Genomic DNA, 26,218 nt, shown 5'->3' on the forward strand with positions numbered 1-26,218 from the left:
CATGGACGTCATCGACGTCATCGTCACCAAGCGCGGCCGTGGCGCGCTCACCACCGCGCAGATCGACTGGGTGATCGACGCCTACACCCGCGGCGACGTGGCCGACGAGCAGATGTCCGCCCTGGCCATGGCGATCCTGCTCAACGGCATGGACCGGCGCGAGATCGCCGACTGGACCCAGGCGATGATCCGCACCGGCGAGCGCATGGACTGGTCGATGCTCGACCGCCCGACCGCGGACAAGCACTCCACCGGCGGCGTCGGCGACAAGATCACTCTGCCGCTCGCGCCGCTCGTGGCGGCGTGCGGGGCCTACGTCCCCCAGCTGTCGGGCCGCGGCCTCGGCCACACCGGCGGCACCCTGGACAAGCTGGAGTCGATCCCCGGCTGGCAGGCGTCGCTGTCCAACGAGGAGATGCTCTCCGTGCTGCGCGACGCGGGCGCGGTGGTCTGCGCGGCGGGCTCAGGCCTCGCCCCCGCCGACAAGAAGCTGTACGCGCTGCGCGACGTGACGGGAACGGTCGAGTCGATCCCGCTGATCGCCTCGTCGATCATGTCGAAGAAGATCGCTGAGGGGACCGGGTCGCTGGTCCTCGACGTCAAGGTCGGCTCGGGCGCGTTCATGAAGGACGTCGACTCGGCCCGCGAGCTCGCCGCCACCATGGTGTCCCTCGGCGCCGACGCGGGCGTCCGCACCGTCGCGCTGCTCACCGCGATGGACCGGCCGCTGGGCCTGGCCGTGGGCAACGCGCTGGAGGTCGCCGAGTCGGTCGAGGTCCTCGCGGGCGGCGGGCCCTCGGACGTCGTGGAGCTGACGGTACGGCTGGCCAGGGAGATGCTCGAGGCCGCCGGCGTGTCCGGCAAGGACCCCGCCGAGGCGTTGAAGGACGGCTCGGCGATGGACGCGTGGCGCCGAATGATCACCGCGCAGGGCGGGGACCCGGACGGGGTGCTGCCCAGGGCGGCGGAGACGATGACTGTGTCGTGCCCCGCCTCCGGCGTGCTGACGCGGCTGGACGCCTACGGGGTCGGGCTGGCCGCCTGGCGTCTGGGGGCGGGCAGGGCGCGTAAGGAGGATCCCGTGTCGTTCGGGGCGGGCATCACGCTGCACGCCAAGCCGGGGGACCTGGTGCGGGAGGGGCAGCCGCTGCTGACCCTGCACACCGACGAGACGGCCCGGTTCTCGCGGGCGCTGGAGGCGCTGGAGGGCGCCTACGAGGTCGGACCCGCTTCGAACTCGGACCTGCTCCCGCTGGTCATCGACCGCATCACGGCCTGAGCATGCGGATCGGGTCGCCGACGTGGACCAGGCCGGGGCGCACGACCTCGGCGTAAGCGCCCACGCACGCTCGCGGCCCCATCCCCGGCAGCGGCTCGACCCTGTTGTGCGCGGCGGGCACCTTGAGCGCCGAGGTGTCCCGCGGCAGCGTCCCGTGTTCGAGGGTGGGGATCGCGCACCGGGGCGTCGGCACGGTGATCCGCAGCACGACCTCGTCCCCGACGGCCACCTCACTGCCCAGCCAGCCGTTCTCCACGTAGCCCTCGCCTGCCGTACGGATGACCAGGTTGGGCCGGTAACGGATGGCGTCGGCGGGCGAGCCGGAGGGGCCCGCGGCGCCGACGGCCGCGAGCGTCGAGGTGGCGAGCAGGTGGACGGGCGCGTAGTCGAAGAACGTGCCGGGCGCTCCGCCGCCCAGCCTGCCCTGCTCGACGCCCACCTCGGCGGTGACGCCCGAGGCCAGCACCTCTTCAGGGACGGCCCTGTCCAGGGTGGCGCCCTCGGGCGGCGTGCCGGTGAGCGTCACCCTCCGCCCGATCGCGAGCGACAGCACCTCGTCGATGTCGGGGTCGTCGCTGTGGACGGTCTTGCCGTCGGGCAGGGTGATGCGCGCGCGGCCGCCGTCCGTGACGGCCGCGAGGGTGAGCATGGCGCGCCACAGACGGGGGTTCTTGGGGCTGGCGACCTTGCCCGTCTCGCTGTCGAGCAGGGCCAGGCGCCGGTCTCCCGCGAGGCCGAGCGTGGTCAGCTCGGCCTCGGCGACGTCCTCGCCCAGCAGGCCTTTGACGGGGTGTCGTCGCATCCGTTCGACTGTGCCGAGTTCCACGATCACGCATCCTCTCGTTCGTCATGACCATAATGGAGCTACGGACCTGACTGAAAGGGGATGCGCCCGTCTCGACGGGCTCAGCGGAACTTGCCGGCGTTCTCCGCGGCCCACTGGGCGAACGTGCGCGGGGCGTGGCCGGTGACGTCGTACACCACGGAGTTGACGATGTTGGACTCCTCGGGCACGTTGCCGAAGACGTCGATCAGGAAGTCGATCATCTCCTGCGGCGTCCCCTCCGCGGCCATCCGTTCCCTGGCCTGCTCCGGAGTGAGCTCGACGAACTCGATCTCCCTGCCGAGCGCCTCACCGATGAGACGGACCTTGTCGCGCGTGGTCAGCCGCTCGGGCCCGGTCAGGGGATAGACCTTACCGCCGTGCCCGTCCTCCACCAGCGCGGTCGCCGCGACGGCCGCGATGTCGGCCTCGTGCACCAGGGCCGTGGTCGCGTCGCCGAACGGCTCGCGCACCACACCCTCGGTGCGTACGGCGTCGGCCCACTTCAGCGAGTTCGACATGAACTCCGTCGGACGGATGTGCGTCCACGGCAGGTCACCGGCCCTGAGTGCGGGCTCGAGCGTGCTCTCGTCCCATCCGCCCAGGACGGTCACCCTGCGCACGCCCGCCTTGCGGGCCAGCTCGACGATGTCCTGGCCGTTCGGCAGCGGCGCGTAATCGTCCCCGCCGAAGTTGATCAGGTGGACCGCCGTCACGCCGTCGAAGGCCGCCTGCAGGGTGTCCGTGGCGGCCAGGTCGCCCGCCACGACCTGCACGCCCTCGGGGAAGGCGGCCTTGCCGGGGTCGCGGGTCAGGGCGCGCACGGGGTGGCCCGCCTCGGCCAGCTGGGCGACGATGTGGCGGCCGACGGTACCGGTGGCCCCGGTCACGAGGATGGTCATCACGTGCTCCTTAGACGCTTGGCTGCGGTGTCAGGAGCAACACTAGGAAGCAACGCGGAAAGGTTGATTCCGCATTTGGAGAGGGATTACGCCGGGACGAAGACGCCGGTCAGAACCGCCCGATGGGTGGGCAGCGCGGCCGCGTGCCGGGCCCGTCCCTCGTCGGTGATGCAGACGAAGACGCCTCGCCGGTCCATGTGGCAGGCTCCGCGGCTGACGAGCCCGGCCTTCTCCAGGCGGGCGACGACCCGCGAGAGGGCGCTCTGGCTCAGGTGCACCTCGTCGGCGAGCTCCTGCACGCGGAACTTCTTGCAGTCGTTGAAGACAATGCGATCGAGCACCTCGAACTCGCTGGCGCCGAGATCGTGCTTCTCGCCGAGCTCACGCTCCAGCGCGCACATGGTTTTCGCGTGTTTGGCCAGCACATCGTGCCAGGCCAGGACCACGGCCTCCTCGTCCATGACGCGGAGAATACCATCAGGTAAACTTCCATGCAACCGCATTAAATTCGGTTGCATTAAATGCAGATGCATGTAGTCTCTGTCCTCATGTCCTCCACTTCTGCTCGTACTGCTGGGTGGGGCGCGCTCGCCGTGCTCTGCGCTGTGATCTTCCTTGACGCTCTTGACGTGTCGATGGTCGGCGTCGCGCTGCCGGCCATCCAGTCCGACCTCGGACTCTCTCCTTCTTCTCTCCAGTGGGTGGTCAGCGGCTACGTACTGGGTTACGGCGGTCTTCTTCTGCTCGGGGGCAGGACCGCCGACCTGCTCGGGCGGCGCAGGGTCTTCCTGGCCGCGCTGGGCGTCTTCGCGGTGGCCTCGTTGCTCGGTGGCATCGTGGACGACGGCACGCTGTTGATCGCGGCCCGTTTCATCAAGGGTATGAGCGCGGCGTTCACCGCCCCGGCCGCATTGTCGATCATCACCACGACCTTTCCCGAGGGGCCGGAGCGCAACAGGGCGCTGAGCGTGTTCACCGCCTCGGGCGCCAGCGGCTTCTCGCTCGGCCTCGTGCTGTCCGGTCTGCTCACCGAGCTCGACTGGCGGGCGACGTTCCTGATGCCGGTACCGGTCGCGATCATCGCGCTGGTCGCCGCCGTCAAGGTGCTGCCCAAGGGCCAGGAGGAGCGGGCCGAGGGCGGCTACGACCTGATCGGCGCGTTCCTGATCACCGCTTCGATGCTGCTGCTGGTGTTCACGGTCGTCCAGGCGCCCGAGGCGGGCTGGCTGTCCCTGCGCACGCTCGGCTCGCTCGTGGTGTCGTTCGCCCTGCTGGGCCTGTTCGTCTTCGCCGAGCTGAGGGTCAAGCACCCGCTGGTACGGCTCGGCCTGCTCCGCTCGGCCCCGATCGTCAGGGCCAACCTGGGCCTGGTCATCCTGTTCGGCTCCTACGTCGGCTTCCAGTTCGTGGCCATGCAGTACTTCCAGAACCTGCTGCACTGGTCGGCCATGCAGACCGCGCTCGCGTTCCTGCCCGCCGGTGTGCTCGTGGCGGTGACCTCGACCAAGATGGGCGACTTCGCCGACAGGTTCGGCACGGCCAAGCTCATCGTCATCGGTTCGGCCGCGCTGGCCGGCGGCTACGCCATCTTCCTCGGGATCGACGAGAACCCGAGCCTGGGCGGCCTGGTCATCCCCGGCATGGTGCTTCTGGGCATCGCGTTCGCGCTGTCCTTCCCCTCGCTCAACATCCAGGCCACCAACGGCGTGCACGATGACGAGCAGGGCCTGGCCTCCGGCCTGCTGAACACCTCGGGCCAGGTCGGCGGGGCGATCGTGCTGGCCGTGGTCACCGCGGTGCTGACCTCGGGCTCGCAGTCCGGCATCACCATCGACTCGCTCAAGACCTCGATCACCGTGCCGCTGATCCTGGCGGTGGTGGGCCTGCTGATCTCGGCCACGGGGCTGAGCTTCCGCAAGGCTCCCGCGGTCGAGGCTGAAGAGGCCAAGGTCTACGAAACCGTCTGATCACCTCAACCGAGAACGGCCTCCCTGCGAAGGGGGGCCGTTCTCTCATGTCATGAGCAGTCGAGCCTGGCGCCACAGATCGTCCAGGACCGAAGGGTCGTTGGAGATCTTGGCGAACAGCACCATGCCCTCCAGCTGAGCCACCAGCGCCCTGGCCGTGGAACGCTCGCCGCCGGGCCCGAGGGCGCCGTGGACCAGGTCGACCTGCTCGTCGAAGATCTGTTCCAGCCTGGCCCTGACCACCTCGTCCTGGTTGCTCAGCTCCAGCGCCAGGTTCGCCAGCAGGCAGCCGTTGATCACACCGCTGCTCTCCTTGGAGAGTCGCTGGGCCTCGGTCTGGTCGCGAAAGAGTCGTTCGAGCCCCGCGCCGGCGAGCGTGCCCACCCAGTCGGCCCGCTGCTTGCGCCAGTGCTCGTCGATGACCTCGAGAGTGAGTGCCTGCTTCGACTCGAAGAAATGGTAGAAGCTGCCCTTCCTGACGTCGGCCTTCGCGCAGATCTCCGCGACGCCGATGCTTCCGTAGCCACGGCTGTGGATCAGCTCGCAGGCGGCGTCGAGAAGGCGCTCGCGGGCGTTGCTCTGTCGTCCCATGGGGGTAGCATACTTGAAAAATAGTTGACCGGTCGTCTACTCTGGCCACATGATCAAGGTTGCGATCGCATATCACAGCGGCTCGGGCCACACGGCCCGACAGGCCCACGCCGTAGCGGCGGGCGTCGACTCCGTGCCGGGAGCCACGGCCGACCTCAGGGAGGTGGCCACCATGGACGACAGCCTGTGGCACGCGCTGGCCGAGGCTGACGCCATCGTCTTCGGCTCGCCCACCTACATGGGCAGCCAGTCGGCCGCCTTCCAGGCCTTCGCCGAGGCCAGCTCCAAAATCTGGGCCGAGATGGGATGGCGGGACAAGGTCGGCGCGGCCTTCACCAACTCCGCCGGCGTCAACGGCGACAAGCTCCACACCCTGACCTCGATGGCGCTGCTGGCCGCCCAGCACGGCATGCACTGGGTGACGCTGGGTCTGCCGCCCGGCTGGCTCTACAGCTCGGACGGTTCGCACGAGGACCTCAACCGTCTCGGCGCGTTCATCGGCGCGATGGCCCAGTCGCCCTCCGACCTGGGCCCCGAAGCGGCTCCCTCGGAGTCCGACCTGCGCACGGCCGAGCACCTCGGCCGCAGGGTGGCCACCACGGCCGTCCAGCTCGCCCACGGGCGGCGCGCCCTGGCGGTGGCCTGACCATGGGACGACTGGAAGACCTGCTCGGCCTCGAACACCCCATCGTTCAGGGGCCCTTCGGCGGAGGGCTGTCGTCGGTGGCGCTGGCCGCCGCCGTCTCCGACGCGGGCGGTCTCGGCTCGTACGGCGGTCACATCCTGGCCCCCGACCGGCTCACCGCCCTCGTCGCCGAGCTGAAGGCGGCGACGCGCCGGGCCTTCGCCGTCAACCTCTGGGTCCCGCACCCCGAGGAGGAGGGCGCGGTCGCTACCGAGGCCGACGTGGAGCGGCTACGGCCGTACTACGACGCGCTCGGCCTCACGCCGCCCACCTTGTCGCCCTCTCCCGTCTTCGCCGACCAGGCCGCCGCCCTGCTCGCGGCCAGCCCGCCCGCGATCAGCTTCGTGATGGGCGTCCCGCCCGCCGACGTGCTCGCCGAGGCCAGGCGGAGGGGCATCGTGACGATCGGCACCGCCACGACCGTCGACGAGGCGATCGCGCTGGACGAGGCGGGACTCGACGCGATCGTCGCCTCCGGCAGCGACGCGGGCGGGCACAGGGGCGCGTTCCTGCGGCCGGTGCGCGAGTCGCTGGTGGGCACGTTCTCCTTGGTTCCGCAGGTGTCAGACAAGGTGTCTGCGCCGGTCATCGCCGCGGGAGGCATCGCCGACAGGCGGGGCGTCGTGGCGGCGCTTGCGCTCGGCGCCGACGCCGTCCAGGTCGGCACCGGCTTCCTCGTCACCGAGGAGTCGGCGGCGGGTGAGGCGCACCTGCGGGCACTGCTGGGGGAGGAGGCTCGGGTGACCGTCCTGACCAGGCTCTTCTCCGGCCGTACGGCACGCGCCATCCCCAACAGGTTGGTCAGGGAGATGGCCGGGTTCGAGGACGCCGTGCCGCCCTATCCCGTGCAGAACCAGCTCATGCTGCCGATCCGCAGGGCGGGCGGCGCCGACCACGTCAACCTGTGGTCGGGGCAGGCGGCGCCGCTCGTCAGGCGGCGGAAGGCGGCGGAATACCTGTCCGATCTGGGAGGGCATACGGGGGAGTGACTCAGGGCATCTAGGGAGTATGCCTTCTTCGCGCGTTGGCGCCCTCGTGGTCGGGCTGGCCGTACTGGCCGGGTGCGGTACCGGCGCGCCTCCGACCGCCTCGGTCGCGCCCAGCGCGGCGCCCTCCGCGTCGACCGCCCCCGCCGGCGGGGCGCCCTCGTCGACGGCGGCCCCCGGCGCCGCCGTACCGACCAGCACCAAGGACGTCGAGGTCGAGGGCGACCCCGGCGAGGCAGTCCTGGTGAAGACGGTCAGGTTCGCCGACCACGGGCCCTTCGACAGGGTCGTCATCGACCTCGGGGGCGACGTCTCCAACTACAGCGTCCGGTGGGTCGACGAGCTGGTCCAGGACGGCTCGGGCGAGCCGATCGAGGTGAAGGGCGGCGCCTACCTGCAGGTCACGCTCAAGCCCGCCAACGCCCACAGCGACGACGGCGCGCCCACCTGGACCGGTGGGCCGATCTTCCAGGCGGCGCTCGGCAACGTGCAGAACGTCGTCAAGACCGGCGACTTCGAGGGTGTGGTCGGCGTCGGCCTGGTGCTCGATCACCGGGCCCCCTTCTCGGTGTCGGAGCTGACCGGGCCCGACCGCCTGGTGATAGACGTGGCACACTGACAGACGTGGTGAGAAAGATCGAAGGGGCGACCCGTATCCCCGTTCCAGGCGGCAAGGTCATCGACGAGCACATCGGCCGCGTCAACAGCGGCGACGAGGCCGTCTCCATCGCGCACATGACGGCGCCGCCAGGGTGGGAGGAGCCCGCGCAGACACCCGAGTTCACCGAGTACACGGTCGTCCTGCGGGGCTACGTCGTGATCGAGCACGCCGAGGGCGTGACCGAGGTGTCGGCGGGCCAGTCGTTCGTGTCCGAGCCCGGTGAGAAGATCCGCTACAGCGTGGGTCCCGAGGGCGCCGAGTACGTCGCGGTCTGCCTGCCCGCGTTCTCGCCCGACACCGCCAACCGCGACGAGTAGGGCCCCGGCCACCAGCTCCTCCTGCCCAGCAGCAGCGACGCCGCGGGGATCAGCACCCGCACCACGACCGCGTCCAGCAGGACGGCGACGGCCAGCAGGGCGACGACGCCGAGCGTCACCATGACCACGCCGGGGATGATGATGTCCTTCAAGCGGTCGGCCCTTCCTGCTCATCGGATTGCAGCACGTCGAGGATCGTCCCCGCCGTCAGGTGGATGTCGAAGGGGAGCAGCGCGTAGAGCTTCATCGCCTTGCCGTCTGGCGACAGCTCCAGGTCGCCTGCGACCAGGCCGGCCTTCTCCATGCGTTCGAGGTGCATGTAGAGCAGCGGGCGCGAGATGCCGAGGCGCCTGGCCAGCTCACTGACGTGCACCCGGCCCCCGGCCAGCTCGGCCACGATCCTGAGTCGCAGCGGGTGGCCGACGGCCGCCAGCACCGCGAGCAGCTCTTCGCTGGTCAGCGGCTCCTCCTTTCACCTGTAATAAAAGTCTGACATGTGGAAGGGGGCCCGTCAAATGTGGGACCGGTGGCGATAGGATGACGAAATGAGCCAGCGACCCAGTCATGACGAGATCCGCCGGGCGCCGAAGGTGCTGCTCCACGACCATCTCGACGGTGGTCTGCGGGCGGAGACGATCGTGGATCTGGCCCGCGAGTCGGGCTACGACCGGCTGCCCACCACCGACCCTGACAACCTCAGGCAGTGGTTCGAGGAGGCCTCCGACTCCGGGTCGCTGGTGCGCTACCTGGAGACCTTCGACCACACGGTCGGGGTCATGCAGACCCGCGAGTCGCTGATCAGGGTGGCCGCCGAGTGCGCCGAGGACCTCGCGGCCGACGGCGTCGTCTACGCCGAGGTCCGCTACGCGCCCGAGCAGCACACCACGACAGGGCTCAGCCTCGACCAGGTCGTGGAGGCTGTGCTCGAGGGTTTCCGCCAGGTCCCCGGCATCAAGGTCGGCACGCTGCTGACCGCGATGCGGCACCAGGCGCGGTCCATGGAGATCGCCGAGCTCGCCGTCCGCTACCGCGACGTCGGCGTGGTCGGCTTCGACATCGCCGGCGCCGAGGCCGGCTACCCGCCCACCAGGCATCTCGACGCGTTCGAGTACCTGCAGCGGGAGAACGCGCACTTCACCATCCACGCCGGCGAGGCCTTCGGCCTGCCGTCGATCTGGCAGGCCATCCAGTGGTGCGGCGCCGACCGGCTCGGCCACGGCGTGCGGATCATCGACGACATCTCGGTCGCCGAGGACGGCACGGCCAAGCTCGGCCGCCTGGCCGCCTACGTCCGCGACAAGCGGATCCCGCTGGAGATGTGCCCGACCTCCAACCTGCAGACGGGGGCCGCCGCCTCGATCGCCGAGCACCCGATCGGGCTGCTGCGCCGCCTCCACTTCAGGGTGACCGTCAACACCGACAACAGGCTGATGAGCTCCACCTCGGTCTCGGAGGAGTTCGCCAAGCTGGTCGAGGCCTTCGACTACGGCTGGGACGACCTGCAGTGGTTCACGGTCAACGCGATGAAGTCGGCGTTCATCCCGTTCGACGAGCGGCTCTCGCTCATCAACGGCGTCATCAAACCGGGATTCGCGCAGCTCAAGTGGCAGGCATGAAGCAGACCTACCGCTCGGCGACCGCCTTCGTCCTCGGCTGGATCTGGGTGGCGTTCGTGGCGTTCAACGCCTTCGACCTGACGATCCGCTACAGCGGCAAGTCGTCACTGGTGGCGGGGGCGGTCCTGGGCGTGCTGACCGCCGTCGTCTACGTCACGGCGCTGCGGCCCGCCACCGTCGTCACGCAGGACGGGCTGCGGGTGCGCAACCCGTTGCGCACCACGTTCCTGCCGTGGTCGGCCATCGACGACGTGCAGGTCTCCCACACCATCAACATCACGCACGGTGAGAAGGTGCTGCGGGCGTGGACGCCGCAGGCCTCGGCGAGGGAGCGGGCCAGGGCCAACCGCCGCGGCGCGCCGCGCGAGCAGCGCGGGCGCTACCGGACCGAGCCCGTCCTTTCCAAGGGGGAGCGGGCCGCCCAGGAGGCCATGACGGGCAAGACGCACGCCGACTGGGTGGCCGAGCAGATCACCGAACGCGTCGAGACCGCCAAGCGCCGCGACGAGCCATCGGGCCAGGTCAGGGCCGCCGTCTGGGCACCCGACGCGATCGTGGCCGTCGTGGCCGCTCTCGCCCTGGTCGCGGTCGCCGTCCTGCTCTGACCCTCCGGTCCTGGGGGCGCCGGTTGACCCTGACACCGTGTGAGGCCCTAGACCTGGAGGAGTCATGTTCAGCATCGGAGACTTCGCCAGGCTCGGCCTCGTGTCGGTGCGCATGTTGCGCCACTACGACGCCATCGGCCTGCTACGCCCCGCCCACGTCGACCCGGTCACCGGCTACCGCTCCTACCAGGCGGGACAGCTGGCCAGGCTCAACCGCGTCGTCGCGCTCAAGGATCTCGGCTTCACCCTGGAACAGGTGGGCTCGATCCTCGACGAGAAGGTGAGCGCCGAAGAACTGCACGGCATGGTACGGCTGCGCCGCGCCCAGCTGGCGGCGCAGATCAGCGCCGACGTGGCCAGATTGCGCGGAGTGGAGGCGAGGCTCCGGACGATCGAGAAGGAGGGCTTCATGAGCACCGACGACGTCGTGGTCAAGAAGGTCGCGCCGGTCAGGGTGGCCCAGCTCAGCGCCAGGGCGGCCAGCTACGAGAGCGAGGACATCAGCCCGGTCATCCAGCCGCTCTACCGGCAGATGTGCGAGCGCCTGGAGGCGGCCGGCGTGCCCATGCAGGGTCCAGGCATCGCCTACTACCTGCCGGAGGACGACGGCTCCGTGATGGTGCACGCGACCTTCCCCGTCAACCTCGACTCGGGCGAGGGCCACGACTTCGAGGTCGTGGCCCTGCCCGGCATCGAGACGGCGGCGACCATCATCCACCGGGGGCGGATGGAGAACGTCGGCCCCACCTTCCAGACGCTCGCCCACTGGATCGAGGAGAACGGCTACCAGGCGCTCGGCCTGGCCCGCGAGGTCTCCCTGCACTGCCCGCCCGACCTGGACGAGTGGGTGCACGAGCTGCAGATGGAGATCGCGAAGGCCTGACCGGTCACAGCCCCATGACCGAGCGCAGGTCCGCCTTGAGCGCTTCGAGGTCCTCGGCCGCGGCGGCGCGGGCCTCGGCGACCTCTCCGGTCACGGGGACCACGACCTCCAGGTAGCACTTGAGCTTCGGCTCGGTTCCCGAGGGACGCACGACGACGCGCGCGCCGCCTCCCAGGCGGTAGCGCAGGCCGTCGGTCGGCGGCAGCCCGCCTTCGCCTTCCGACAGGTCGTCCCAGGACTCCACGGCCATGCCGCCCAACGTCTCGGGCGGCGTCGCCCGCAGCCGCGCCATGGCGTCAGCGATGAGCGACAGGTCCGCGACGCGGAAGGAGAGCTGCGAGGTGGCGTGCAGGCCGTACCGTCTGGCCTGCTCGTCGAGCAGGTCGAGAAGCGTGCGACCGGTGAGCTTGGCCTCGGCGGCGATGCCGGCGACGGTGAGCGCGGCGCCGATCCCGTCCTTGTCGTGGACGGGCAGGCCGTGCTCGCCGCCGACGCTGTAGCCGAGCGCCTCCTCGTAGCCGTAGACCAGCCCCTCGCCCGCCCGCATGATCCACTTGAACCCGGTGAGCGTCTCGGCGTAGCGCACGCCGTGGGCCTGAGCGATCTTGCCGAGCAGTGTCGAGGACACGATCGTGGTGGCCACCAGCCGGTCGCCGCGCGTGTGGGTGATCACGTGCTCGCCGAGCAGCGCGCCCACCTCGTCGCCCGTCAGCATCCTGAACGTGCCGCCGCCCAGCGGCACGCCCACCGCGCAGCGGTCGGCGTCGGGGTCGTTGGCCAGCACCAGGTCCGCTTCGACCTTCGTGGCGAGCGCCAGCGCGAGGTCCATCGCGCCTGGCTCCTCTGGATTGGGGAAGGCCACGGTGGGGAAGTCGGGATCGGGGTCGCGCTGCTGCTCGACCGTCGCGGGCTCGTCGAAGCCCGCCCTGCGGAAAGCGCTGACGAGCGTGCCGTGGCCGACGCCGTGCATCGGGGTGTAGGCGACGCGCAGGTCACGGGCCTGGCCCAGCGGCAGTTCGGTGACGGCGGCCAAGTAGGCCTCGACGATGGCGCCGTCGAGTACCTCTCCCTCGCCGAGCGGCAGGCCGTCGACGGGTCCCACCGCGTCGATCGCGGCCGAGATCCGGCCGTCCACCGGCGGCACGATCTGCGAGCCGTCGCCCCAGTAGACCTTGTAGCCGTTGTCGCGGGGCGGGTTGTGGCTCGCCGTGACCGTCACGCCCGCGTCCGCGCCGAGATGCCGTACGGCGAAAGCCAGGACGGGCGTTGGCAGCGGCTCGGGCAGCAGCGAGGCGCGCAGCCCCGCCGCCGTCAGCACGGCCGCGGTGTCCCTGGCGAACACGTCGGACTTGTGGCGGGCGTCGTAGCCGATGACCACGTGCCTGCCGGGGCCGAGCACGGCGGCCAGACCGGCGGCGGCGCGCATCACGGTGACGCGGTTCATCCGGTTCGGGCCAGCGCCGAGCTCGCCGCGCAGGCCCGCCGTACCGAACTCCAGCTTGGCCCCGAAGCGGTCGGCGAGCGCCTCGGGGTCGTCGAGCAGGCTCTCCAGCTCGGCCCTGGTGTCAGGATCGGGATCCTGGGCGAGCCAGGCCAGCGCCGCCTGTCTCATGTCGGTGGTCGCGCCCGCCGCGCTCATAGTTTGTCGACTACCTTGGCCAGCAGCCCGCCCATCCGCGTCGCGGTGACGCGGCCGACCTCGAGGACCTCCTCGTGGTTGAGCGGCTCGCCGACCAGGCCCGCGCCAGGGTTGGTGACCAGCGAGATGCCGAGCACCTCCGCACCTCCCTCACGGGCCGCGATCGCCTCCAGGACCGTGGACATGCCCACCATGTCGCCGCCGAGCGTGCGCAGCATCCTGATCTCGGCGGGCGTCTCGTAGGTCGGACCGCGGAAGGCGACGTAGACGCCCTCGGCCAGCGAGGAGTCGACCTCGCGGGCCAGCGCGCGCAGCCGCTTGGAGTAGACCTCGGTCAGGTCGATGAAGGTGGCGCCGGTCAGCGGGTTGGCGCCGGTCAGGTTGATGTGGTCGCTGATCAGGACGGGCTCGCCGACGGCCTGCGTCTCGGGTCGCAGCCCGCCCGCCGCGTTGGTCAGCACCACCGTGCGCACGCCCGCCGCGAGCGCCGTGCGCACGCCGTGGACGACCGGCTCGACGCCGAGGCCCTCGTACAGATGGGTGCGGCCGAGGAAGATCAGCGCGTGCCGCCCCGAGGGGGTGCGCACGACACGGACCTTCCCCGCGTGGCCGGCCACAGCGGGCGGGTTGAAGCCCGGCAGGTCGGTCACGGGCAGTTCGACGAGCGTCTCGCCGATCGCGTCCGCGGCGGGCACCCAGCCCGATCCCATCACGAGCGCCACGTCGAAGACGTCGAGCTCGGTGGCCTTCCTCAGGGCGGCAGCGGCCTCCTGGGCGTGAACATAGGTCATCTCAGTAGTTTAGGAGGAGTCGGTCGAGCACCCGCACTCCGAACTGCAGCGACTCAACCGGGACACGCTCATCCACACCGTGGAACATCCCCGCGAAATCCATGTCCTTCGGCAAACGCAGCGGAACGAACCCGAACCCCCGCACACCGAGGTCGGCGAAGAAGGTCTTGTTGTCGGTGCCGCCCGACATGCAGTACGGCACCGCCCGCGCGGTCGGGTCCTCCGCCTTCAGCGCCGCGATCATCGACTCGACCAGCGCCCCGTCGAACGTCGTCTCCAACGCGATGTCGTGCTGGACGAACTCGCGGCGCACGTTCGGCCCCAGCAGCTCGTCGACGGTCTTGAAGAAGTCCTCCTCGTAGCCGGGCAGGAACCGGCCGTCCACGACCGCGCTCGCCTGGCCGGGGATGACGTTGGCCTTGTACCCGGCCTCCAGCATCGTCGGGTTGGTGGTGTGGTGCAGCGTCGCGCCGACGAAGCGGACCAGCGGGCCCAGCTTCTCCAGCACGGGTCCAGGGTCCTCGGGGTCGAACGGCAGGCCGAACGCCTCGGACACCTCGGTCAGGAACCGCCGAACGGTCGGGGTGAGCGTGATCGGCCACTCGTGGCCGCCGAGCCGCGCCACCGCCTTGGCCACCTCGGTCACCGCGTTGCTGCCGTTGAGCATCGAGCCGTGGCCCGCCGTGCCGTCGGCGACCAGCTTCATCCAGGACAGGCCCTTCTGCGCCGTCTCGATGAGGTAGAGGCGCAGCGACGGGTCCACTTCCAGCGAGTAGCCGCCCACCTCGCTGATCGACTCGGTGACGCCGTCGAACAGGTCGCGGTGGTTGGCGGTGAGGTACTTGGCGCCGTAGACGCCGCCCGCCTCCTCGTCGGCCACCCACGCGAACACGATGTCGCGCTTCGGCCGCCTGCCCTCACGGACCATCTGGCGCAGGACGGCGAGCATCATCGCGTCCATGTCCTTCATGTCGACCGCGCCGCGGCCCCAGATGTAGCCGTCGCGGATCTCCCCTGCGAACGGGTCGACGCTCCAGTCGGCGGCGTTGGCGGGCACCACGTCCAGGTGGCCGTGGACCAGCAGGGCCGGGAGCGAGGAGTCGGTGCCCTCGATCCTGGTGACCACGTTGCCCCTGCCGGGAGCGCTCTCGCTGTAGTGCGCCTCGATACCGACCTCGGCCAGGCGCGCCATGACGACCTCGGCGGCGGCGCGCTCGCCTGGGCCGCTCTCGTCGCCGTAGTTGCTGCTGTCCACGCGGATCAGCTCGGCGGTCAGCTCGGCGACTTCCAGTTCGGCGGGGGTCATGAGTACTCCAGGCTCTTGCGGAGGAATCCACGCTTGTAGGCGCGGGTGATGAGGGTGACGTTGACGTCGGTGACGTCGTCCAGCGGGCCGACGACCTCCGTCAGGAACCGGTAGAGGTCGGCCTCGTGAGCGACAGCCACCTGAACGAGCATGGTGTAGGTGCCCGAGGTCGCCGCGCAGTAGCGGACCCCGGAATCCTTGGTGAGTCTCTCACCGACCTGGTCGAGGCCGTGCGGGCGGACACGCAGCCAGAGCTGCGCCTCGACGTCCAGGCCGAGCAGCGAGGGCTCCACCTCCGCGCGCAGCATCAGCAGCCGGCGCTCCAGCAGGGAGGCCACCCTGCGCCTGGCGGTCGGCACCGAGATGCCCAGCTGCTCGGCGATCGCGGTGAACCCGATCCTGCCGTCGGCGACCAGGAGCTCGGCCACCTCGCTCTCCAGCGGGGACAGGCCGTCGTGGTCGGGCAGCTCCACCGTCGCCCCCTCGGGGCGCAGGAGCCCGACCTCCTCGTCGGTGAGGTACGGCGCGTGCCACTCGGCCACCGTGCGGAAGGTGTGCAGCACGACCTGGGTCTGGGTGCCGGCGACGCCGTCGATGCCGTGCACCTCGACGTTGAGGATCTCGTGGAGCGCGGCCCTGGTGGGGGCGACCAGCTCGGCTCCGATGTCGGCGGCGCCTGTCACGGAGTAGACCGAACGGGTGTCGGGCCTGCCCGCCAGCGCGTCGGCCACCGCGCCCGCGGTGCCGGGCCGTACCTGGACGTGCAGGTGGACGGGACGGCCGTGGCCCGAGCGCAGGTCGTCGTAGATGGCGGTGACCTGGACCGCGCCGTCGGAGATCAGCCGCTGGAGCCGCCTGGCGACCGTGCGCTCGTGCTCGCCCACCGCCCTGCCGATCTCGCCCCACGAAGCGCGGGGGCTGACCTGCAGCGCGGCGACCAGGCGCCGGTCGAGAACGTCCACCTCGGGCTGTCTCCATGTCGGGTTTGTAAATATGTGGCGAGACATTTGACTGTTTCGGTCGTCCGGATGCACAGTAAGCCATCCCCGCACGCGAAGCAAAGGAGCCCCAGTGGCAACCCCCTCCCTTGAGCATTCGCCACTCGGCATCCCCCGAAGCCGCGGCCGCCAGCTCCTGGCGGCCAACGTCGGCAACGTGGTCGAGTGGTACGACTGGTACGCCTACAGCTTCCTGGCCATCTACTTCTCGACGCAGGTCTTCCCGGAGAACGACAACCCGCTCGTCCCCGTGCTGAGCGCGTTCGCGATCTTCGCCGTGGGCTTCTTCATGCGGCCGCTCGGTGGCCTGCTCGTCGGCTCCTTCGCCGACAGGTTCGGCCGCAAGGCGGCCATGACGTTCACCATCATGCTCATGGGCGGCGGCTCACTCCTGCTGGCCGTCACCCCGACCTACGAGGCCGCGGGCGTGCTCGCGCCGATCATCCTGACCCTCGCCAGGCTCATCCAGGGACTGTCGGTCGGCGGCGAGTTCGCCGCCGCCACCACCTTCCTGGTGGAGTCGGCCCCTCCAGGACGCAGGGGACTGTTCTCGAGCTTCCAGTACGTCAGCACCACCATCGGACAGCTCCTCGCCTCGGGCCTGGCCGCCCTGCTGGCCACGATGCTGTCCAAGGTCGACATGGACTCCTACGGCTGGCGCATCCCGTTCCTCATCGGCGCCGTGATCAGCCTCGTCGGCCTGTGGATCCGCAGGGGTGCCGACGAGACCTCCGCCGTGTCGCAGGAGATCCAGGAGGGCAAGGTCGAGCGGCCCAAGCTCTTCGAGTTCCTGACCCGCTACCCGAGCAAGGCCGCCCTGATCGTCGGCATCACCGTGGCGGGAACCGTCGCCTACTACACGTGGACGACCTTCCTGCCCACCTACGCCCAGCAGAACGTCGGCTTCGACAAGGCCATGTCGCTCCAGGTCGGCACCATCTCGCTGCTGTTCTTCATGGTGCTGCAGCCGCTGCTCGGCATGCTCTCGGACAGGATCGGCCGCAGGCCGATGCTCATCGCCTTCGGCCTGGCCTTCACCCTGCTGCCGGTGCCGCTGCTCGGCGCGCTGTCGAACTCCTTCTCCAGCCTGCTGATCATCCAGCTCATCGGCATGGTCTTCCTCGGCTGCTTCACCTCGATCTCGGCCGCGGTGAACTCCGAGCTGTTCCCGACCCGCGTGCGGGCCTCCGGCGCGGGCTTCCCCTACTCCCTGACCGTCGCCATCTTCGGCGGCACGGCGCCGCTGATCGGCACCGCGCTGAAGGACGCCGGCAACTCGGGGTTCTTCCCCTGGTACATGTCGGCGCTGGCGCTGGTCTCCACCCTGGTCTACATCTTCGCGCTGAAGGAGACCAAGGACCAGCCGCTGTCCTAGCCGCCCAGGGACCTGCAGGGCCTGCCGCGCAGTTCCTTCACGTAGTCGTCGGGGGCGCCTGCCTGCTCCGCCGCGTCGGCCAGGATGCCGAGATAGCGCGCGGAGGGCAGGCCGCCCTCGTAGCTGTCGAGCACGTAGAACCAGGCGACGACCTCGCCGTCGAGCGTCTGCACGCGAAGCCGCACCTTGTGGTAGAGGCCGCGGCTCGCGCCCTCCCACTGGTCGAGGGAGTTCTCGTCCCACTCGGGCACGTCGTAGAGCACGACGAAGACGTGCTCGTCGGGGTCCTCCACGATCGTGGAGAGCGCGCCCTCCCAGCCGATGTCCTCCCCACCGAACGTCAGGCGCCAGCCCTGCAACCAGCCGACACCACGTATCGGCGAGTGGGGAGCACGCATGGCCATCTGCTTCGGGTCCATGTTGGAGCCATAGGCTGCGTAGACAGGCACAGCCACCAAGGGTAGCCCCGTTCGTCGTCGGGTCGCGATATGCGGGACAATGGGACACGTGACAAGGATCGTGATCATCGGTGGCGGACCAGGCGGCTACGAAGCGGCTCTGGTGGCCGCGCAACTAGGCGCACAGGTCACGATGGTCGAGGAGGAAGGTCCGGGCGGCGCGTGCGTGCTGACCGACTGCGTCCCCTCCAAGACCATGATCGCGACCTCCGTCCGCAAGCAGGCGCTGCACGACGCGCCGTCCCTCGGCATCCACTACACCGGTGGCGCCGACGGCGACGTCGGGGTGGCCGAGGTCGACCTGCCGCTGGTCAACAAGCGGGTGAAGGAGCTGGCGCAGGCCCAGTCCGCCGACATCGGGTCGCGGGTCGCGGCCGAAGGCGTTGAGATCATCAAGGCGCGCGGGCGGCTGGTCGACCCGCAGGTGGTGCGGGCGGGTGACCGTACGATCAGGGCCGATGTGGTGATCGTGGCGACCGGCGCCACGCCGCGCATCCTGCCGGGCGCCGAGCCCGACGGAGAGCGCATCCTCAACTGGCGGCAGCTCTACGACCTCGACGAGCTGCCCGAGCACCTCATCGTCGTCGGCTCCGGTGTCACGGGGGCCGAGTTCGCCGGCGCGTACCGCTCACTCGGCTCCGAGGTCACGCTGGTCTCCTCCCGCGACCGCATGATGCCCAACGAGGACGCCGACGCGGCCGAGGTGCTCGAAGAGGTCTACCGGCGGCGCGGCATGAACGTCATGGGCCGCTCCCGCGCCTCCTCCGCCAAGCGCACGGCCGACGGGGTCGTGGTCACGCTGGAGGACGGGCGCACGGCCGAGGGCTCCCACGCGCTGATGACGGTCGGCATGGTCCCCAACACCTCGGGCCTCGGGCTCGAGGAGGCGGGGGTGACGCTCGACAAGGGCGGGTTCATCCAGGTCGACAAGGTGTCGCGGACCTCCGCGCCCGGCGTCTACGCGGCGGGCGACTGCACGGGCGTGCTCATGCTGGCCTCCGTCGCGGCCATGCAGGGCCGCATCGCGGTCTGGCACGCGCTCGGCGAGGCCGTGCAACCGCTGCGGCTGGCGACCGTCGCCTCCAACATCTTCACCGACCCCGAGATCGCCTCCGTCGGCGTGTCGCAGAAGCAGATCGAGGCGGGCGAGATCGAGGCCAACGTCGTCAAGCTGCCGCTGTCGACCAACGCCAGGGCGAAGATGCAGGGCTTCAACGACGGCTTCGTCAAGCTCTTCTGCCGCCCGCACACCGGCATCGTGCTGGGCGGCGTCGTGGTGGCGCCCAGGGCCTCCGAGCTGATCCTGGCGGTGTCGGTCGCCGTGCAGCAGCGGCTCACCGTGGACCAGATCGCCCACACCTTCGCGGTCTACCCCTCGCTGTCCGGGTCGATCACCGAGGCGGCGCGCAGGCTGATGCAGCCGACCGCCGCCATCGGGATCTGAGGGCCGTCAGGCGCGGTAGACGCGGGGGCGACGCGAGGCGTTCGCCCACAGGGTGAGGGTGACGGCCAGGCCGAGCGCGCCGACGACCACCAGCACGAGCCCGACGGAGACGCCGCGGCCCGCCGTGGGCGGCTGCGTCCCGATCTCCAGGCTCACGACGCGGTCCTCTCCGGCGCTCGGCGAGGGGGCGGCCGTGGAGAAGCCCTTCACGCCGTCGGGCAGGTTCTTCGGTCTGCCGATGGCGCCCGTCAGGTCGAGGTCGTCGGCGAAGGTGAAGTCCGTGTCCTGGACCTTGGCGCCGCGCAGGTCGGCCCCGTCGAGCTCCGCGGAGCTCAACTGCGCCTCGCGCAGGTCCGCGTCGCGGAAGACGGCGTTGGGCGCCTGGATCGTGCCCATGTCGGCCTCGTGCAGCTTGGCCTTCGTGAAGTCCGCTCTGCGGGCGTTGGCCTGGCCGATCCTGGCGTCGTCGAGGTCGGCGCCCACGAGCTTGGCCAGCGTGAGGTTCGACTGGACGAGAACGGCCCTGGTGAGCCGCGCGCCGCTGAGGTTCGCCCTGGGGAACTGGACCTGGCCGGCGTCCACGTCCACGAGGATCGCGCCGCGCAGGTCGGCGTAGTCGGCGTGCATCTGCCCCAGGTCGGCCTCGCTCAAATCCGCCTCCCTGAAGTCGACGTACTTCGCGGTGACCTGCGTGAAGTTGGCCTGTTTCAAGGAGGCCCGGCGCAGGATCGCCCCCGTCATGTCCTTCTGGGTGAGGTCGACGCTGTCGAGCTTCGCTCCGGTGAGGTTGGCGCAGCGCAGCGACGAGGGGAGCGGGCGGCCCTTGGTGAAGTCCACCCCGCGCAGATTCACCCGGTCGGCGGGACGGCAGGGGCCCGCCTGGGCGAGCACAGCGGTCGTGGGGAGCGCCACGGTCGCGGGGAGTGCCACGAGCGCGGCGAGGAGCGCGAGGGGGATCAGACGGCGCAACAGGGCCTCCTAGACACTGGCCCCGAGGTCTGCCAGGCGGATCACTTTGCCCCTACTTTACAAACTTGTCCCCCCATAGCGCGCGTTGTCGGTCCTCGCCTCCCGCCGCACGCGACAAGGCCCCCGGTGAACGGTCACCGGGGGCCTTGTCGATCAGATCAGGAGGCGGAGCCTGTTACCAGTCGCCGCCGCCGAAGTCGCCACCACCGAAGTCGCCGCCGCCGAAGTCACCCCAGCCGCCGCCGCCACCGAAGTCGCCGCCACCGCCGAAGTCACCTCCGCCACCGGCGTCGGAGTAACCCTCGGCGTAGCCGCCCACGCCGAAGCCGCCGCCGAGCAGGCTGCCCATCATGGTGCCGACGAACATCATGGTCATGATGTCGCCGAAGCCGCCGTAGTAGCCGTAGGCGTAGGGCTGGTAGGCGGGGCCCGCGTCGTAGTAGGGACGGTACTGGCCGTTGACCATGACCTGGCGGGTCTCCGGGTCGTAGCCGCTCTCCACCGCCATGGCGTCGGCCGCGCAGGCGGGGACCTCGCGCGGAGCGCCGCCGGGCGGGGCCCAGCGCACGTCACGCACCGACGGACCGTGCTGCGGGTTGAAGAAGCAGGGCGCCCGCCGCTCGGGGATGGGCTGGTTGTTGACCCTGGCCTTCACCACGGCCAGCGCGTAGCGGCCGTCCTCGAGCGTCGTGGTGACGTCGCGGACCTGCTCGGCCTGCGTGACGCCATCCAGCTGCGTCTTGGCCTTCTCGTAGGAGTCGAGGGCGGTCTGCCACTCGGTGATGTTCTGGCCGCCGGAGCCCGCGAGCTTGACGTCGGTGTCGAGCTCGGTGATCTCCTCACCGAACTTGGTGACGTCCTCCTCGACGGTCGTCTTGACCGCGGCCAGCTCGGCGGCGCGCCGCTCGGCGAGCTTCTTCTTCTTGTTCTTGGAGTAGAGGAAGTAGCCGCCACCGCCGACGAGCGCCAGCACGCCGAGGCCGACCAGCGCGCCCGTGCCGGAGCCGCCCGAGCCCGCGGCGCTGCCGGAGTCGAGAGCGGTCTTCTTGCCCTGGGCGGCGAGGTTGACGCGCTCGACGAAGTCGCTCATGCCGGCGACGACGTCCTCGTTGTTGCTGGTGGACAGGTTGGCCAGCTGGCCGGCCAGCCCCTTCTTGCCGAAGTTGGCGGCGGCGAGCAGCGAGTTGCCGTCGAGGACCGCGACGGCGTACTTGCCCGTCTTACCCGCGCTCTTCAGCCCGTTGCCGAGAGCGGGGATATAGGTGGCGGGGTCGGTGACGGTGCCGTCGGGGAACGCCGCCACGTAGACGGGCGTCTTGGCGTCCTGCAGCGTGGAGCGGATCTCCGCCTGCTGGTCCGACGTCAACGGGGAACCAGAGCCGACGTAGAGCCGGTCCTTCTGGTCCTTCCAGTGGGAAACCACCGTGGCGGCGTCGGGTGGAGCCGCGGCGTGCGCGGCGGGCGAAAGCGCGAAAACGGCGAACAGACCGGCGATCAGAGCCGCGATCGCGGCCGTCGTCCGGCGCAGCGAATGGGTCATGGGCAGCAAGCCTCCTTCGTCCTTCAGGACGAATGAGCAGTCGGCAAAGTTCCTCTACTGTGAAACCTACCCGCTAAGCGTCCTTGATCTCGCAGATGGTCGCCCCCGGGGTGACGGTCTGCCCCACGGTCGCGGCCAGCCCCGTGATGGTGCCCGCCTTGTGGGCGGTGAGCGGCTGCTCCATCTTCATCGCCTCCAGGACGACGACCGTGTCGCCCTCGGCCACCGTGTCGCCGTCGGCTGCCACGATCTTGACGATCGTCCCCTGCATGGGGCTGACCAGGGCGTCCCCGCTCGCCACCGCCTTCTTGGCGCCGCCCGACGCTCGGCGCGACGGCTTGGCCGAGGCCGGTGTACGGCTCGCGGACGCGAACCCCGCGGGCAGGACGACCTCCAGACGCTTGCCGCCGACCTCCACGGTCACCGTCTCCCTGGCGGCCGGCTCGGCGGAGTCCACGTCCCCCGAGTACGGAGGGATGCCGCCCGACCACTCGGTCTCGATCCACCGGGTGTGGACGGCGAACGGCTCGGCGGTGAAGGCGGGATCATCGACCACCGCGCGGTGGAACGGCAGGACGGTCGGCATGCCGTCGATCTCGAACTCGGCCAGGGCGCGGCGCGAGCGTTCGAGGGCCTCGGTACGGGTGCGCCCGGTGACGACGAGCTTGGCGACGAGCGAGTCGAAGGTCTGCGGGACGGTCATCCCGGCCTCGTAACCCGCGTCGAGCCGTACGCCGGGGCCCGCGGGGGTGCGCATGGCGGTCAGGGTGCCGGGAGCGGGCAGGAAGTTCCTGCCCGGGTCCTCCGCGTTGATCCGGAACTCGATCGAGTGGCCGCGCAGGGCGGGGTCGTCGTAGCCGATGGCCTCGCCGTCGGCGATGCGGAACATCTCGCGCACCAGGTCGACGCCCGCGACCTCCTCGGTCACCGGGTGCTCGACCTGGAGGCGGGTGTTGACCTCGAGGAAGGAGATCGTGCCGTCCTGGCCGACGAGGAACTCGCAGGTGCCTGCGCCGACGTAGCCCGCCTCGCGGAGGATCGCCTTGGAGCTGGTGTAGAGCAGGTCGACCTGCTCCTGGGAGAGGAACGGCGCGGGCGCCTCCTCCACGAGCTTCTGGTGGCGGCGCTGGAGCGAGCAGTCGCGGGTGCTGACCACGACGACGTTGCCGTGGGAGTCGGCCAGGCACTGGGTCTCGACGTGGCGGGGCCGGTCGAGGTACCGCTCGACGAAGCACTCGCCGCGGCCGAACGCCGTGACGGCCTCGCGGACCGCCGAGTCGTACAGGTCGGGGATCTCCTCGATGGTCCTCGCGACCTTGAGGCCGCGGCCGCCGCCGCCGTACGCGGCCTTGATCGCGATGGGCAGGCCGTGCTCGCGCGCGAACGCGACGACCTCCTTGACCCCTGAGACGGGGTCCTTGGTGCCCGCGACCAGGGGCGCGCCCACCTTCTGCGCGATGTGCCTGGCCTGCACCTTGTCGCCGAGCGCCGCGATGGCGGCGGGCGGCGGGCCGATCCAGGTCAGCCCCGCGTCGATGACGGCCTGGGCGAAGCCGGCGTTCTCGGCGAGGAAGCCGTAGCCGGGGTGGACGGCGTCCGCGCCCGTCTCGGCGGCGACGCGCAGCAGCTTGGCGATGTCGAGGTAGGTCTCGGCGGGCGACTGGCCGCCCAGCGCGTGGGCCTCGTCGGCGACCCTGACGTGGAGCGCGTCGAGATCCTGCTCGGCGTAGACGGCGACGCTCGCCAGACCGGCGTCCTCGCACGCCCTGGCGATCCGGACGGCGATCTCGCCCCGGTTGGCGATCAGAACTTTCCGCACCGACGTCATTCCTTTCTCCACCGGCCTGCAAAGGAGTCTAGGGGCGGTCACCTGCCCAGGTACGCGCCACCGTTCACGTGAAGGACCTGCCCGGTGAAGTGGCCGGCACCAGGCGAGGCGAGGAACAGGACGGTTTCCGCGATGTCGTCAGGGGCGCCCGCGCGGCCGTTGCGGGTGCTGTCCACCCGGTGCTTGACGCCCTCCGGGGTCAGGCGGCCGCGAAAGAACTCGGTGTCGAGGATCAGCCCCGGCGACACCACGTTGGCGGTGCCCCTGGAGCCCAGCTCGGCGGCCAGGTCGGCGGTCCACGACTCGAGGGCGGCCTTTGCCGCGCCGTACGAGCCTGAGCCGGTGCCGCGGGCCGCGATGGAGCCGATCGAGATGATCCTGCCGCCCTTGACCAGGCGGGGAAGCAGCGCGGTGGTGACGAGGACCGCCGACAGGAGGTTGGCGTTGAGGTTCGCCCACCAGGCCTCGGCCAGGTCCATGAGGTCGTCCTCGCGCTTCTGCCTGTCGAGGTTGGTGTTGCCGCCCGCGTTGTTGACCAGCACGTCCACCGTCCTGGGCAGGTGGGCGAGCGCCTCCTGCGCGGCGACGGGGCTGGCGGCGTTGAAGGCGACGAAGGAGGCGCCCAGTTTCTCCGCCGCCTCACGCAGCACGTGCTCGCGGCGGCCGGTGATCGTGACCTTGTCCCCCTGTGCGGCGAACGCGGCCGCGATGGCGTAGCCGATACCGGTTCCGCCGCCGGTGACCACGACCTCGCGCATGCTTTCCCCCCATTGTCCGAACAATCCTCTGCAGGACCATAGCCGCTCGGCATAACCGAGGGCCACGGCGGGGTTGCCTGCCTATCGTGAGGGCGCCCGTCGGTCGACCCTGGAGGAGCGCATGACGCACAACTTGCTCGGTGGCAACCCCGCGGAGATGCAGCAGATGGCCACCCAGTTCACCCAACAGGCCGAGGCGGTGCGCAGCACCATGGCGGCACTGGACCGCGAGGCGGCCAAGGTCGGCACCGCGTGGACGGGGCCGGGGGCCGAGCGGTTCGGCGGGGCGTGGCAGAACTACCGGGCCGCGTTCCAGCGGATGTCGGAGGAACTGCAGGAGGCGGCTCGGGTGATCAACACCTACCGCGGCAACATCGAGTCGGCCACCCGCTGACCCCCGAGGTCCCAGCCCGGCATCAGGTGGGTGCCGGGCCGGGTTCTCCGGGTCGGAGATTTCCGAGAGGAGGGCCCGGGTGCTCGGCCCGGTGCGGGCTCGGGTTCGAGTGGAGGGCCACCGTCCGTGGAGTGTGGGGCCTGGTCCCGTTTTCGCGAAGAATGACTGCATCCTGGCAAAAGGGGCAAGCTAGGCTCCATTCTCATGATCGGACGAGGACTCCTGGCCGGGGTGCTGGCGCTGCAGATCGTGGCCGTGCCCGCGCTGACCACGCCCGCGCTGGCCGTCGGCGCGCCCGAGAAATGCGACCCGCCCCGAGGCACGATGGCGATCGCCGAGTCGTGGGCGCAACGCAGGCTCGACCCCAAACGGGTCTGGCCGATCACGAGCGGCCAGGGCGTGACGGTCGCCGTCGTCGACAGCGGGGTCGACCTCGACCACCCGCAGCTCCGCCTCGCCGGCAAGGCCGACCTCACGGGCACCGGCTTCCGCGACTGCGTAGGCCACGGCACCGCGGTCGCGGGCATCATCGGGGCGCGATGGACCAAGGGTGTCGCTTTCTACGGCGTGGCTCCAGGCGTCAGGCTGCTGTCGTTCAAGCAGGCGAACGAGGAGCACCGCGGTGACCCCGAGTTGCTGGTCAAGGCCATCAGAGCGGCCACCGACCTCAAGGCCGACGTGATCAACATCTCGATCACGATGGAGGACGGCACTCCCGGCCTGAAGGCCGCCATCGACTACGCGCTGCGCAACAACGTGGTGGTCGTCGCGGCGGCAGGCAACATCAAGAAGGAGGACGGCACCCCCGCTCCCGCCTACCCGGCCGGATATCCAGGGGTGATCTCGGTGGGTTCGGCGGGTCCTGACGGCCGGCGCACGGACTTCTCCAACGCCGCGACCCCGGTCTCCGTCATCGGGCCTGGCGCGGGCCTGGTGAGCACGTGGCCCGGCAAGGCGTACGCCACCGATCTCAACGGCACCAGCTATGCCGCGCCGTACGTCGCCGGGGTGGCCGCCCTCGTGCGGGCCCGCTTCCCCCATCTCGGCCAGGAGCAGGTGCGGCGGCGCATCATGCAGACCGCCGATGGGGCCGGAGGGGAGGGGACCGGTGCGGGAATGGTGAACCCGCTGCTGGCCGTCACGGCGATCCTCCCGTCGGAGAACGGCCCCGCGCTGGCTCCCCCCGTGGCCACGCCGCTGCCGGCCGACGTCGTGAGCAAGGTTCCGCCCACGGACCACGACGCGATCAGGCTGGCTCTCATCCTGGGAGCGGGTGCGCTGGCGGGGATCGGGCTGGTGGTGGCCGCGCGCATCCTCGTTCCCATGGGCAGAAGGCGCGCATGGCGGGTCCACTAATCGACGGTGTCCTGACGATGAAGTGTCAGAAACTGGTGTGGCAGATG

General features: G+C 70.4%; 28 protein-coding genes. 13 read left to right on the forward strand and 15 right to left on the reverse strand.

Annotation, left to right across the window (positions count from 1 at the left end; genetic code table 11):
• Nucleotide 1: 1 nt before the first annotated feature.
• Nucleotides 2-1,279, forward strand: coding sequence for a thymidine phosphorylase (locus tag AB0B45_RS28655; RefSeq protein WP_358136551.1), 1,278 nt, complete (start codon nt 2-4; stop codon nt 1,277-1,279).
• Here the strand turns inward: AB0B45_RS28655 and AB0B45_RS28660 are convergent.
• The 3 genes from AB0B45_RS28660 to AB0B45_RS28670 all read right to left on the reverse strand — a co-directional run bounded on the left by AB0B45_RS28660 (nt 1,269) and on the right by AB0B45_RS28670 (nt 3,465).
• On the reverse strand, nt 1,269-2,111 hold the full coding sequence (locus tag AB0B45_RS28660; protein ID WP_358136553.1) for an MOSC N-terminal beta barrel domain-containing protein: 843 nt from the start codon (nt 2,109-2,111) through the stop codon (nt 1,269-1,271). The two genes, AB0B45_RS28655 and AB0B45_RS28660, sit on opposite strands and share 11 nt — an antisense overlap.
• A 74-nt stretch (nt 2,112-2,185) precedes the next feature.
• A complete protein-coding gene (locus AB0B45_RS28665) occupies nt 2,186-3,004 on the reverse strand; it encodes an NAD(P)H-binding protein (RefSeq protein ID WP_358136555.1) in 819 nt (272 codons plus the stop codon).
• 86 nt (nt 3,005-3,090) lie between these two features.
• The gene (locus tag AB0B45_RS28670; protein ID WP_358136557.1) at nt 3,091-3,465 is read right to left on the reverse strand and encodes a MarR family transcriptional regulator; all 375 of its coding nucleotides are present in this window, start codon (nt 3,463-3,465) and stop codon (nt 3,091-3,093) included.
• Between the two features lie 144 nt (nt 3,466-3,609).
• Here AB0B45_RS28670 and AB0B45_RS28675 point away from each other — a divergent pair, with 144 nt between their 5' ends.
• On the forward strand, nt 3,610-4,971 hold the full coding sequence (locus AB0B45_RS28675; protein ID WP_358136560.1) for an MFS transporter: 1,362 nt from the start codon (nt 3,610-3,612) through the stop codon (nt 4,969-4,971).
• A 45-nt stretch (nt 4,972-5,016) separates the two neighbouring features.
• On the opposite strand, the gene AB0B45_RS28680 is transcribed toward AB0B45_RS28675, so the two are convergent.
• Nucleotides 5,017-5,562: a TetR/AcrR family transcriptional regulator gene (locus AB0B45_RS28680; protein WP_358136563.1), complete on the reverse strand. Its 546-nt coding sequence runs from the start codon at nt 5,560-5,562 to the stop codon at nt 5,017-5,019.
• A gap of 49 nt (nt 5,563-5,611) precedes the next feature.
• On the opposite strand from AB0B45_RS28680, the gene AB0B45_RS28685 reads away from it, so the two are divergent.
• The 4 genes from AB0B45_RS28685 to AB0B45_RS28700 are packed head-to-tail and all read left to right on the forward strand — an operon-like array spanning nt 5,612 to nt 8,211.
• Nucleotides 5,612-6,208: a flavodoxin family protein gene (locus tag AB0B45_RS28685; RefSeq protein ID WP_358136566.1), complete on the forward strand. Its 597-nt coding sequence runs from the start codon at nt 5,612-5,614 to the stop codon at nt 6,206-6,208.
• A gap of 2 nt (nt 6,209-6,210) precedes the next feature.
• Complete coding sequence (locus tag AB0B45_RS28690) at nt 6,211-7,236, forward strand: nitronate monooxygenase (protein WP_358136569.1); 1,026 nt, start codon at nt 6,211-6,213, stop codon at nt 7,234-7,236.
• Nucleotides 7,237-7,255: 19 nt separating this feature from the next.
• On the forward strand, nt 7,256-7,852 hold the full coding sequence (locus tag AB0B45_RS28695) for a hypothetical protein (protein WP_358136571.1): 597 nt from the start codon (nt 7,256-7,258) through the stop codon (nt 7,850-7,852).
• Between the two features lie 5 nt (nt 7,853-7,857).
• On the forward strand, nt 7,858-8,211 hold the full coding sequence (locus tag AB0B45_RS28700) for a cupin (protein ID WP_358136573.1): 354 nt from the start codon (nt 7,858-7,860) through the stop codon (nt 8,209-8,211).
• On the opposite strand, the gene AB0B45_RS28705 is transcribed toward AB0B45_RS28700, so the two are convergent.
• Both AB0B45_RS28705 and AB0B45_RS28710 read right to left on the reverse strand, forming a co-directional pair.
• Nucleotides 8,127-8,363: a hypothetical protein gene (locus AB0B45_RS28705; RefSeq protein ID WP_358136575.1), complete on the reverse strand. Its 237-nt coding sequence runs from the start codon at nt 8,361-8,363 to the stop codon at nt 8,127-8,129. The two genes, AB0B45_RS28700 and AB0B45_RS28705, sit on opposite strands and share 85 nt — an antisense overlap.
• Nucleotides 8,360-8,647 carry a winged helix-turn-helix domain-containing protein gene (locus tag AB0B45_RS28710; protein WP_358136577.1) on the reverse strand — a complete coding sequence of 96 codons (288 nt, stop codon included), beginning with the start codon at nt 8,645-8,647 and terminating at the stop codon, nt 8,360-8,362. The genes AB0B45_RS28705 and AB0B45_RS28710 overlap by 4 nt, the downstream gene beginning before the upstream one ends.
• A gap of 109 nt (nt 8,648-8,756) precedes the next feature.
• Between AB0B45_RS28710 and AB0B45_RS28715 the strand changes: the two genes are divergently transcribed.
• The 3 genes from AB0B45_RS28715 (at nt 8,757) to AB0B45_RS28725 (ending at nt 11,315) form a co-directional block, all read left to right on the forward strand.
• A complete protein-coding gene (locus AB0B45_RS28715) occupies nt 8,757-9,827 on the forward strand; it encodes an adenosine deaminase (protein WP_358136580.1) in 1,071 nt (356 codons plus the stop codon).
• Nucleotides 9,824-10,432: a PH domain-containing protein gene (locus AB0B45_RS28720; RefSeq protein WP_358136583.1), complete on the forward strand. Its 609-nt coding sequence runs from the start codon at nt 9,824-9,826 to the stop codon at nt 10,430-10,432. Before AB0B45_RS28715 ends, AB0B45_RS28720 begins: the two co-directional genes overlap by 4 nt.
• A 64-nt stretch (nt 10,433-10,496) precedes the next feature.
• Nucleotides 10,497-11,315, forward strand: coding sequence for a MerR family transcriptional regulator (locus AB0B45_RS28725; RefSeq protein ID WP_358136584.1), 819 nt, complete (start codon nt 10,497-10,499; stop codon nt 11,313-11,315).
• A gap of 4 nt (nt 11,316-11,319) precedes the next feature.
• Here the strand turns inward: AB0B45_RS28725 and AB0B45_RS28730 are convergent, their stop codons facing one another.
• Genes AB0B45_RS28730 through AB0B45_RS28745 form a run of 4 tightly spaced genes read right to left on the reverse strand, consistent with a single transcriptional unit; the run spans nt 11,320 to nt 16,013 of the window.
• A complete protein-coding gene (locus tag AB0B45_RS28730) occupies nt 11,320-12,954 on the reverse strand; it encodes a phospho-sugar mutase (RefSeq protein WP_358136586.1) in 1,635 nt (544 codons plus the stop codon).
• Nucleotides 12,951-13,745 (reverse strand): purine-nucleoside phosphorylase, encoded by a 795-nt coding sequence (locus AB0B45_RS28735; protein WP_358136588.1) that lies wholly within the window; start codon nt 13,743-13,745, stop codon nt 12,951-12,953. Before AB0B45_RS28735 ends, AB0B45_RS28730 begins: the two co-directional genes overlap by 4 nt.
• Nucleotide 13,746: 1 nt before the next feature.
• The gene (locus tag AB0B45_RS28740; RefSeq protein WP_358136591.1) at nt 13,747-15,051 is read right to left on the reverse strand and encodes a M20/M25/M40 family metallo-hydrolase; all 1,305 of its coding nucleotides are present in this window, start codon (nt 15,049-15,051) and stop codon (nt 13,747-13,749) included.
• Nucleotides 15,048-16,013, reverse strand: coding sequence for an Lrp/AsnC family transcriptional regulator (locus AB0B45_RS28745; RefSeq protein ID WP_358136593.1), 966 nt, complete (start codon nt 16,011-16,013; stop codon nt 15,048-15,050). Before AB0B45_RS28745 ends, AB0B45_RS28740 begins: the two co-directional genes overlap by 4 nt.
• 109 nt (nt 16,014-16,122) lie before the next feature.
• Between AB0B45_RS28745 and AB0B45_RS28750 the strand changes: the two genes are divergently transcribed.
• Nucleotides 16,123-17,424, forward strand: coding sequence for an MFS transporter (locus AB0B45_RS28750; protein ID WP_358136596.1), 1,302 nt, complete (start codon nt 16,123-16,125; stop codon nt 17,422-17,424).
• On the opposite strand, the gene AB0B45_RS28755 is transcribed toward AB0B45_RS28750, so the two are convergent.
• Nucleotides 17,421-17,873: a gamma-glutamylcyclotransferase gene (locus AB0B45_RS28755; protein ID WP_358136599.1), complete on the reverse strand. Its 453-nt coding sequence runs from the start codon at nt 17,871-17,873 to the stop codon at nt 17,421-17,423. The genes AB0B45_RS28750 and AB0B45_RS28755 overlap by 4 nt on opposite strands.
• Nucleotides 17,874-17,931: 58 nt before the next feature.
• Here AB0B45_RS28755 and AB0B45_RS28760 point away from each other — a divergent pair, with 58 nt between their 5' ends.
• On the forward strand, nt 17,932-19,326 hold the full coding sequence (locus AB0B45_RS28760; RefSeq protein ID WP_358136602.1) for an NAD(P)H-quinone dehydrogenase: 1,395 nt from the start codon (nt 17,932-17,934) through the stop codon (nt 19,324-19,326).
• A 6-nt stretch (nt 19,327-19,332) separates the two neighbouring features.
• Here AB0B45_RS28760 and AB0B45_RS28765 read toward each other — a convergent pair whose 3' ends face one another.
• The 4 genes from AB0B45_RS28765 to AB0B45_RS28780 all read right to left on the reverse strand — a co-directional run bounded on the left by AB0B45_RS28765 (nt 19,333) and on the right by AB0B45_RS28780 (nt 24,421).
• Nucleotides 19,333-20,295: a pentapeptide repeat-containing protein gene (locus AB0B45_RS28765; RefSeq protein ID WP_358136604.1), complete on the reverse strand. Its 963-nt coding sequence runs from the start codon at nt 20,293-20,295 to the stop codon at nt 19,333-19,335.
• A 175-nt stretch (nt 20,296-20,470) separates the two neighbouring features.
• On the reverse strand, nt 20,471-21,835 hold the full coding sequence (locus tag AB0B45_RS28770) for a hypothetical protein (RefSeq protein WP_358136607.1): 1,365 nt from the start codon (nt 21,833-21,835) through the stop codon (nt 20,471-20,473).
• 73 nt (nt 21,836-21,908) lie between these two features.
• Nucleotides 21,909-23,654 carry a biotin carboxylase N-terminal domain-containing protein gene (locus AB0B45_RS28775; protein WP_358136609.1) on the reverse strand — a complete coding sequence of 582 codons (1,746 nt, stop codon included), beginning with the start codon at nt 23,652-23,654 and terminating at the stop codon, nt 21,909-21,911.
• A 47-nt stretch (nt 23,655-23,701) separates the two neighbouring features.
• Entirely contained in the window at nt 23,702-24,421 is a 720-nt protein-coding gene (locus tag AB0B45_RS28780; protein ID WP_358136612.1) for an SDR family oxidoreductase, read from the reverse strand.
• 121 nt (nt 24,422-24,542) lie between these two features.
• Here AB0B45_RS28780 and AB0B45_RS28785 point away from each other — a divergent pair, with 121 nt between their 5' ends.
• Together AB0B45_RS28785 and AB0B45_RS28790 are read left to right on the forward strand one after the other, a co-directional pair.
• Nucleotides 24,543-24,815 (forward strand): WXG100 family type VII secretion target, encoded by a 273-nt coding sequence (locus AB0B45_RS28785; protein WP_358136615.1) that lies wholly within the window; start codon nt 24,543-24,545, stop codon nt 24,813-24,815.
• A gap of 204 nt (nt 24,816-25,019) precedes the next feature.
• Nucleotides 25,020-26,171, forward strand: coding sequence for a S8 family serine peptidase (locus AB0B45_RS28790; protein ID WP_358136618.1), 1,152 nt, complete (start codon nt 25,020-25,022; stop codon nt 26,169-26,171).
• The last annotated feature ends 47 nt before the right edge of the window (nt 26,172-26,218 follow it).

This window comes from Nonomuraea sp. NPDC049152 (assembly GCF_040648355.1).
Taxonomy (GTDB): domain Bacteria; phylum Actinomycetota; class Actinomycetes; order Streptosporangiales; family Streptosporangiaceae; genus Nonomuraea.

What these genes read in the sequence shown, in the direction of transcription:
- AB0B45_RS28735 (WP_358136588.1), bottom strand. Translation starts at nt 13,745, where the DNA reads ATGACCTATGTTCACGCCCAGGAGGCCGCTGCCGCCCTGAGGAAGGCC.
- AB0B45_RS28720 (WP_358136583.1), top strand. Translation starts at nt 9,824, where the DNA reads ATGAAGCAGACCTACCGCTCGGCGACCGCCTTCGTCCTCGGCTGGATC.
- AB0B45_RS28665 (WP_358136555.1), bottom strand. Translation starts at nt 3,004, where the DNA reads ATGACCATCCTCGTGACCGGGGCCACCGGTACCGTCGGCCGCCACATC.
- AB0B45_RS28770 (WP_358136607.1), bottom strand. Translation starts at nt 21,835, where the DNA reads ATGACCCATTCGCTGCGCCGGACGACGGCCGCGATCGCGGCTCTGATC.
- AB0B45_RS28725 (WP_358136584.1), top strand. Translation starts at nt 10,497, where the DNA reads ATGTTCAGCATCGGAGACTTCGCCAGGCTCGGCCTCGTGTCGGTGCGC.
- AB0B45_RS28790 (WP_358136618.1), top strand. Translation starts at nt 25,020, where the DNA reads ATGATCGGACGAGGACTCCTGGCCGGGGTGCTGGCGCTGCAGATCGTG.
- AB0B45_RS28680 (WP_358136563.1), bottom strand. Translation starts at nt 5,562, where the DNA reads ATGGGACGACAGAGCAACGCCCGCGAGCGCCTTCTCGACGCCGCCTGC.
- AB0B45_RS28730 (WP_358136586.1), bottom strand. Translation starts at nt 12,954, where the DNA reads ATGAGCGCGGCGGGCGCGACCACCGACATGAGACAGGCGGCGCTGGCC.
- AB0B45_RS28695 (WP_358136571.1), top strand. Translation starts at nt 7,256, where the DNA reads ATGCCTTCTTCGCGCGTTGGCGCCCTCGTGGTCGGGCTGGCCGTACTG.
- AB0B45_RS28780 (WP_358136612.1), bottom strand. Translation starts at nt 24,421, where the DNA reads ATGCGCGAGGTCGTGGTCACCGGCGGCGGAACCGGTATCGGCTACGCC.
- AB0B45_RS28785 (WP_358136615.1), top strand. Translation starts at nt 24,543, where the DNA reads ATGACGCACAACTTGCTCGGTGGCAACCCCGCGGAGATGCAGCAGATG.
- AB0B45_RS28740 (WP_358136591.1), bottom strand. Translation starts at nt 15,051, where the DNA reads ATGACCCCCGCCGAACTGGAAGTCGCCGAGCTGACCGCCGAGCTGATC.
- AB0B45_RS28655 (WP_358136551.1), top strand. Translation starts at nt 2, where the DNA reads ATGGACGTCATCGACGTCATCGTCACCAAGCGCGGCCGTGGCGCGCTC.
- AB0B45_RS28715 (WP_358136580.1), top strand. Translation starts at nt 8,757, where the DNA reads ATGAGCCAGCGACCCAGTCATGACGAGATCCGCCGGGCGCCGAAGGTG.
- AB0B45_RS28685 (WP_358136566.1), top strand. Translation starts at nt 5,612, where the DNA reads ATGATCAAGGTTGCGATCGCATATCACAGCGGCTCGGGCCACACGGCC.
- AB0B45_RS28670 (WP_358136557.1), bottom strand. Translation starts at nt 3,465, where the DNA reads ATGGACGAGGAGGCCGTGGTCCTGGCCTGGCACGATGTGCTGGCCAAA.
- AB0B45_RS28690 (WP_358136569.1), top strand. Translation starts at nt 6,211, where the DNA reads ATGGGACGACTGGAAGACCTGCTCGGCCTCGAACACCCCATCGTTCAG.